A 6,201-nucleotide genomic window follows, 5' to 3' on the forward strand; every position below is an offset into this window, starting at 1 on the left:
TAATCTCCGCTGCCGGATAGCGCCCCAGCAGCAGCTCCAAACGCCGCGCCGCTTCCATCGAGGCCTGCCGGCGCGCCGCAATCGTCGCCTCCGCGCCTGCCAGCGTCGAACGCGCCGTGCGCAGCTCCAGCGGACCGGATACGCCGGAGCGCACCCGCCGGTCGGTAATCGTCAGCACACGGTCGCGCGCCTCATACGACAGCAGCGCAATGCGCTCCTGCGCCAGCGCCTCGTTCAGCGCGATCCAGGCAATCGCCGTCTGCGCCGCAATCGACAGCTCGGCCGCCGCAAGGTCGGCTTCGCGCGCTGCATAATCCGCATCTGCCTGCGCCGCGGTGTTCGACACCCGGCCCCAGAGATCAGCTTCCCAGCTCGCGTCGACGCCCAGCCCGAAACTCGGATCAGTGAAGCGCTCGCTCTGTCCGGCGACTTCGACGCCGGTCGACGTGCCACCGCCCGACACCGTGGCCGACAGGCTCGGCAGCCGCTGCCCCCGCGCCGCGCGCGTCAGCGCCTCGCTCGCCCGGGCCAGCGCCGCGCGTGATTCGAGCGAGGGGTTCTTCGCCAGCGCCTCGGACACCAGCGAGGTCATCACCGGATCATTGAACTGGCTCAGCCAGTCCGCCGTCGGCGCCTCGCCCGCCACGCCGCGCGCGGCCCATTCCGCCGGTGCGTCGGGCACGGCAGCGAACAGCGCATTGCGGTCATCGACGTAACGTTCTGTAGCATCCGGTGAAGTCGCGCAGGCCGCCAGCATGGCGGAACCGAAGAAGAGGAATGACTTTTTCATCTGCGCGGGGTTGGCCCTTTGACTTTCGCGATCCGATACGCCTGCCCATGTCGAGCGTCAATATGAAAATATCGAAATTCAATAACTTTCCATTGATGTGCCCTCGAAACTCGCGTGCTTCATACGCCAACCGGGGCTTGGCAGATCGAAGGCTGCGGGTTAGCGCCAGAACAGGCCCTTCTTTCAGTCCCTTCCGGGCACCGGCGAGGAGATGTCTTGAGAGGTGAAACGTTGAGCGAAGATGCAAACCGCCGGTCGATGACCCGCCGCACGCGGGATTTCACCGTCCTGCTCGGCACCACAGGCACTGTGCTGCTGCTCCTGGTTGCCACCAGCGCCCTCGGCCCGGTCGAGGCGATCAGCGCCCTGGGGGTGATCGCCTCGGTGGGCGTGGCTTATTTTGTCGGCTCCGCCGCCCGCGTCCCGCAGGGCATCAGCGACACCCGGGCCGAGCCCGCCGCCGCCCCGCAGGCCGAGGCCGGCCCCGGCCTCCTCGCCGCCCTGGCGCTGCCCGCGCTCGAAATTGGCCCCGGCCAGAAGATCATGGCCTTCAACCGCGCCGCCGAGGACCTGTTCCAGCTCGCAAACCTTCCCTTCGCCCGCGCCAGCGCGGTGATCCGTTCACCGGTCCTGCTCGCCGCCATCGACCAGGCCCTCGAGCGCCCCGCCGCGGGCCCGGTCTCCGCCGAAATCGAAACCGGCCCGGACGAGACCTGGCGCGCCCATGTCAGCCGCATCCCCGACGGCCGCCACGTCCTCGTGCTGATGGAAGACCTCACCCCCGTGAAGCGCGCCGCCCGTGCCCGCGCAGACTTCCTCGCGAACGCCAGCCACGAATTGCGCACGCCGCTCACCGCCATCTCCGGGTTCATCGAAACCATGCGCGGCCCGGCGAGGGACGATGCCGCTGCCTGGCCCCGCTTCCTCGACATCATGGCCGGCGAGTCCGACCGGATGAGCCGCCTGATCGCCGACCTGCTCTCCCTCTCGCGCATCGAGTCCTCCGAACACGTCCTTCCGCGCGGCCGCGAAAACCTCGCCGAGATTGTCTCGGCCTGCCTTGCCGTGCTCGAACCCATCGCGGGGGAGCAGGGGGCTGCGCTGAAGGTCGCCGGCGCCAGCACCGGACTGCCGGAGATGACCGCCCACCGAGACGAGCTGATCCAGGTCGTCGAAAATCTAGTCTCAAACGCCGTAAAATATTCAAAGTCCGGCAGCACCATCACGCTCAGCTTCGGCGCCGCGCCCTCGCTCGCTGAGGCGCGCCTCGCCGCAAGCCAGCAATGGGATGTCAGTCAAAGGATGACCCTGCTGCAGGCGCTCGCCCGCTCGCAAGGCGCGGAGCCCGCTGTCTGGCTCCGCGTCGAAGACCAGGGCCCCGGCATCGAGCGCGAACACCTCCCGCGCCTTGGCGAACGCTTCTACCGCGCCGACCAGTCGCGCGGCGGCAAGATCACCGGCACCGGCCTCGGCCTCGCCATTGTCAAGCACATCATGGCCCACCACCGCGGCGGCCTCGCTGTCGAAACCTTGATGGGCCAGGGCTCAGCCTTCGGCGTCTGGATGCCCACTGGCCGGGAATGATCCGTGCAGGGATCAACGCTGACATTTTCCCGGTTGTCATCGCGGCGAAAGCGGGAACCCCGCGCAAAAAAGCCGCCTCCCGAACGGCTCATCCTGAGCGAAGTCAAAGGAGATCCGGGGCGAGCGGGCGGCTCCCCGCGCAAATCAACCCGGCGACCACTCAAGCAGATCCAGCGTCTCATCACTAGGCCGCTTCCCCCGCAGCCGGTCAAAACACGGATGCGGAATGAACCGCCCCGAGGCCAGCACCTCGCTCACAGCCGTTCCGCCCCGCGTCGGCTTCGACACCCGGATCGGTGCATCGCAATGCGGGCACCGCTCATCCCATCCCTGGCGCGGCGGCGCCTCGCCCGTATCCGGCACAAAATAAACCGTCGCCGCCACCTTCGACCGCTCCGGCCGATCCGGCGCATTCCGGAAATGCTCCCTGCGATGAACCCACATCTTGCGCCTCCATTTTTGTATGGAGCTATGGGTAGGCGCGTGAAGTTAAAATACGGTACTATCTCACCGAAAGCCTGTTCTCATTTCCAGCAAGTCCAGATCAGCTCGCCTGAGCGAACCGTTCTATAGAAGTGCGCCGGATCAATCCAAAGATTCCATTTCGCACAAGGCATACTCCTCCGCTTCTTCAGCATAGGCCACCAAGTCGTTGATGTGTGCGTTGACCCGGCAGCGATAATTTTCGGCGTTATCCTTGCGCCGTTCGATCTTCCGGTTGCAGTTCGAAATCTCCCAATCAGAACACGTATGGGTGCGCGCAGGTTTATTCATGCAGGAAGGGGCCGAGGGCTCGGGCGGTGGAGAACGGCTTGGAAAACTTGCTGGGTGCGCGCGGCTCAGAGCAAAACGAATATGCGCTCGCATCAGACAAGACCGCAAACATTGCAATCGCTGTGAGAACCGCAAACTTCGTCAACTTAGCTGGCCCGCCCCGAGAACAAACTTACACTGCGATGAGCGCGGCACTGCGCAAACCGGTTTGCGTCCAGTAAGCTTCCAACGAAGGGCTGGTTTTGCACAATTCCCAACAGAAAACCGAGACCCCCGGGGCGGGGGCCGCCGGGGGTCTCTTACGTTCTTGCGATGTCAGCGCGGCATTAGCCGGCAATCCGCCGGACATAATCGTATTCCGATTTGCGGGCTTCGCGCTTGCGGGCCGGCTGGAAGGCGACCTGGGCGTGTTCGGCGCAATAGGGGCCGCAATCCGACTTGCGGCCGCAGAAGGCGAACTTCGGGTCGGCGGGGTCGCCGATCGGCCATTTGCACATCGTGTCGCGCAGCGTCAGGATGGTTGCCGGCGTGCCGTCCACCAGGAGTGGGGGCAGTGGCTTGATGGCCGAGACGCGCTCGATGGCGAGGGCTGGCACCGGCGCCGGTGCGGCGGGCGCGGCAACGGCGGCGGTCCCATCGGCCATGAAACGGGGCTTCGGCCGGGCCAGGCGCGGCGGGCGCTTGACCGGGCGCGACGGGGTGGCGCGGCCCGACAGGCCGAGGCGGTGGACCTTGCCGATCACCGCATTGCGGGTGACCCCGCCCAGCTGCTTGGCGATCTGGGAGGCCGAATGGCCCTCGGCCCAGAGTTTCTTGAGGGTGTTCACCCGCTCATCGTTCCACGACATGTTGGAAGTCTCCCGCCTCTCAGGGCGCGCCTCGTTTAGGAGGACACGTAACCCCTATATGTTGTGATGGCTGTACGCGCCATCTGTTCTGACACCTAGATATCGTATCAGAGGCGTAATGAAACACAACATGCAGGCCCCGCTTTCCACAGGGTTCTATATCTTGTGGAGCCGGTTTGGCCCCGCGATGCCCCTCGCAAGTGCAGTCTGCATCGCCTATGTGCAGTAGCCATGGATACGATTCCCCCCGCCGATCAATCCCGCACGCTCCGCCAGTACGGCGCCTTCAACGGTCTCGGCCTGTGGACGCTTTATCAACGAGAGGTGGGACGATTTCTCAAAGTCTGGATGCAGACGGTGTTTGCGCCGGTGGTGACGACCTTGTTGTTCATGACCGTGTTCAAGCTGGCTTTCGGGGACCGGGGGCAGCTGACCGGCGACTTTGAAGCCTTGCGCTACAATGACTTCCTGGCGCCCGGGCTGATCATGATGGCGATCCTCCAGAACGCCTTTGCCAACACCAGTTCCAGCCTTGTGCAGGCGAAATTCAACGCCACCCATGTGGACTTCCTGATGCCGCCGCTCTCGCCGCTCGAGCTGACCATCGCCTTCCTCGGCGGCGCGGTGACGCGGGCGCTGCTGATCGCGCTGATCTGCGCGATTGCGATCCAGCTCTCCGGCCTCGCCAACCTGCCGGTCCGGCACGTCTGGCCGATCCTCTGGTTCTCGCTCACCAGCGCCGTCATCCTCGGCGCCCTCGGCATTGCCGGAGGGATATGGGCCGACAAGTTCGACCACCTTGCCGCCGTGACCAATTTCGTCATCGTGCCGCTGACGTTTCTCTCGGGCACATTCTACGATGTGAAGGTGATGGTCGAACCCTTTGAGTCCATTGCCCACCTCAATCCGATTTTCTACATGATCGACGGCTACCGTTACGGCCATATTGGCGTCGCCAACGGATCGCTCGGAATCGGCTTAATCTATACAGGTTTGCTCGCGCTCGGCTCGGCCGCCGGCGTGTGGGCAATGTTCCGGAACGGCTACAAACTGAAGGCCTGACGCCCGGATGAATCCCGCCAATCGCGCGAACCGCTCATTTTTCGCCACATTTCGGGGCCATCGGGTCGGGTGCGGAGGGTAAATATGCCCCCGGCTAACCGGTGACGGAGAATCCATATGAAACTTGGAAAAGTCCTTTCCGGCGGGCTGTTGCTCGCTGCGCTGAGTGTTACTGCGTGCATGAACGTTCCGAGCGACATGACGGTTGCGGAATATTGCGCGAACCCGAAGAAGGCGAACGAGAATGTCTGCCGCCTGAAGGTCGAGATTGACGGCCAGTCGACGGCGCTTGCGTCCACCGACATGCGCCTTGCCGACGCCCTTAAGCTGACGGCAGCCGCCCAGGCCACGGCCGATGCCGCGCAGGCTGATGCGGCAGCTGCCATGGCCCGGGCCGAGGAAGCCTATGCCAAGGACGACAGCATGGTGTGCGAAACCACGACCGTGCAGAAAAGCAATGTCGGCACCTGCCGCGAAGGCTACACGCTGACGAGCTGCAACCAGACGCGCTACACCTACCGCGCCGGCGGCCCGTCGATCCTTCGCGAGATCAATGACAAGCAATGCCGCTTCAACGACCGCGTCCTCGAGATGCAGGTGCGCTGCTGCGGTACGGCCAGCTCGGTGCCGCAACCGGCCGACATGCTGGTCGACGAGCAGCAGCCGGAAACGGTGCAGACCACCGCCCCGGCCGAAGAGCCTGAAGTGACCCCGGCGCCCGTTTCGCCATAAGCTTCCCTCCCTGCCGGGAGTCCATAAACCGTCCACACAAGCCGTGTGGACGGTTTTTTGTTGCATAACTTCTGCCTTGTGCAGACGTTGCGCGTGCCCCCGCGCCGCGCCATCTGCTGCGGGCGCCGCGTCAAGCAAAATATTCCGTAGGCGGTGAATCCGGTAGAGGTTGGGCCCCGGGGTATTCTTCCGCTTGTCCGGCTGCCGGAGATGCGCGCGGCGGCGGCGACCGATGAAGGATGCCTGGCATTCGGGCTGGCATTCGGGCTGGCATTCGGGCTGGCGTCGTTGCGCGAGGCGCAGCGGCTGCGGCGCGGCTGGCGGATGCTGAGGGGCTGCCTGGCAGAGTACCCCGAGCCGAAGGAAGATGATCCGGACGACTGGCGCCGCGGCTTCGCCGAGGAAGTCCTG

7 protein-coding genes are annotated in these 6,201 nt (G+C 64.8%); 4 read left to right on the top strand and 3 right to left on the bottom strand.

Going from position 1 to position 6,201, the window contains the following annotated elements:
- A partial coding sequence (locus WEA77_RS03970; protein ID WP_368066565.1) for a TolC family protein occupies positions 1-790 on the bottom strand: 790 nt, incomplete at its 3' end.
- Between the two features lie 231 nt (positions 791-1,021).
- Between WEA77_RS03970 and WEA77_RS03975 the strand changes: the two genes are divergently transcribed.
- Positions 1,022-2,374 carry a sensor histidine kinase gene (locus tag WEA77_RS03975; protein ID WP_368066566.1) on the top strand — a complete coding sequence of 451 codons (1,353 nt, stop codon included), beginning with the start codon at positions 1,022-1,024 and terminating at the stop codon, positions 2,372-2,374.
- A 585-nt stretch (positions 2,375-2,959) separates the two neighbouring features.
- On the opposite strand, the gene WEA77_RS03980 is transcribed toward WEA77_RS03975, so the two are convergent.
- Both WEA77_RS03980 and WEA77_RS03985 read right to left on the bottom strand, forming a co-directional pair.
- Entirely contained in the window at positions 2,960-3,148 is a 189-nt protein-coding gene (locus WEA77_RS03980) for a hypothetical protein (RefSeq protein WP_368066567.1), read from the bottom strand.
- Between the two features lie 326 nt (positions 3,149-3,474).
- The gene (locus WEA77_RS03985) at positions 3,475-3,996 is read right to left on the bottom strand and encodes a GcrA family cell cycle regulator (RefSeq protein ID WP_368066568.1); all 522 of its coding nucleotides are present in this window, start codon (positions 3,994-3,996) and stop codon (positions 3,475-3,477) included.
- Between the two features lie 231 nt (positions 3,997-4,227).
- Between WEA77_RS03985 and WEA77_RS03990 the strand changes: the two genes are divergently transcribed.
- The 3 genes from WEA77_RS03990 to WEA77_RS04000 all read left to right on the top strand — a co-directional run.
- On the top strand, positions 4,228-5,058 hold the full coding sequence (locus WEA77_RS03990; RefSeq protein ID WP_368066569.1) for an ABC transporter permease: 831 nt from the start codon (positions 4,228-4,230) through the stop codon (positions 5,056-5,058).
- A gap of 117 nt (positions 5,059-5,175) precedes the next feature.
- Positions 5,176-5,790 (top strand): hypothetical protein, encoded by a 615-nt coding sequence (locus WEA77_RS03995; protein ID WP_368066570.1) that lies wholly within the window; start codon positions 5,176-5,178, stop codon positions 5,788-5,790.
- A 210-nt stretch (positions 5,791-6,000) separates the two neighbouring features.
- On the top strand, positions 6,001-6,201 hold a 201-nt coding region (locus WEA77_RS04000), incomplete at its 3' end, for a hypothetical protein (RefSeq protein ID WP_368066571.1).

The organism is Hyphomonas sp. (assembly GCF_040882205.1).
Lineage (GTDB): Bacteria > Pseudomonadota > Alphaproteobacteria > Caulobacterales > Hyphomonadaceae > Hyphomonas.

What these genes read in the sequence shown, in the direction of transcription:
- WEA77_RS03980 (WP_368066567.1), bottom strand. Translation starts at nt 3,148, where the DNA reads ATGAATAAACCTGCGCGCACCCATACGTGTTCTGATTGGGAGATTTCG.
- WEA77_RS03985 (WP_368066568.1), bottom strand. Translation starts at nt 3,996, where the DNA reads ATGTCGTGGAACGATGAGCGGGTGAACACCCTCAAGAAACTCTGGGCC.
- WEA77_RS03995 (WP_368066570.1), top strand. Translation starts at nt 5,176, where the DNA reads ATGAAACTTGGAAAAGTCCTTTCCGGCGGGCTGTTGCTCGCTGCGCTG.
- WEA77_RS03990 (WP_368066569.1), top strand. Translation starts at nt 4,228, where the DNA reads ATGGATACGATTCCCCCCGCCGATCAATCCCGCACGCTCCGCCAGTAC.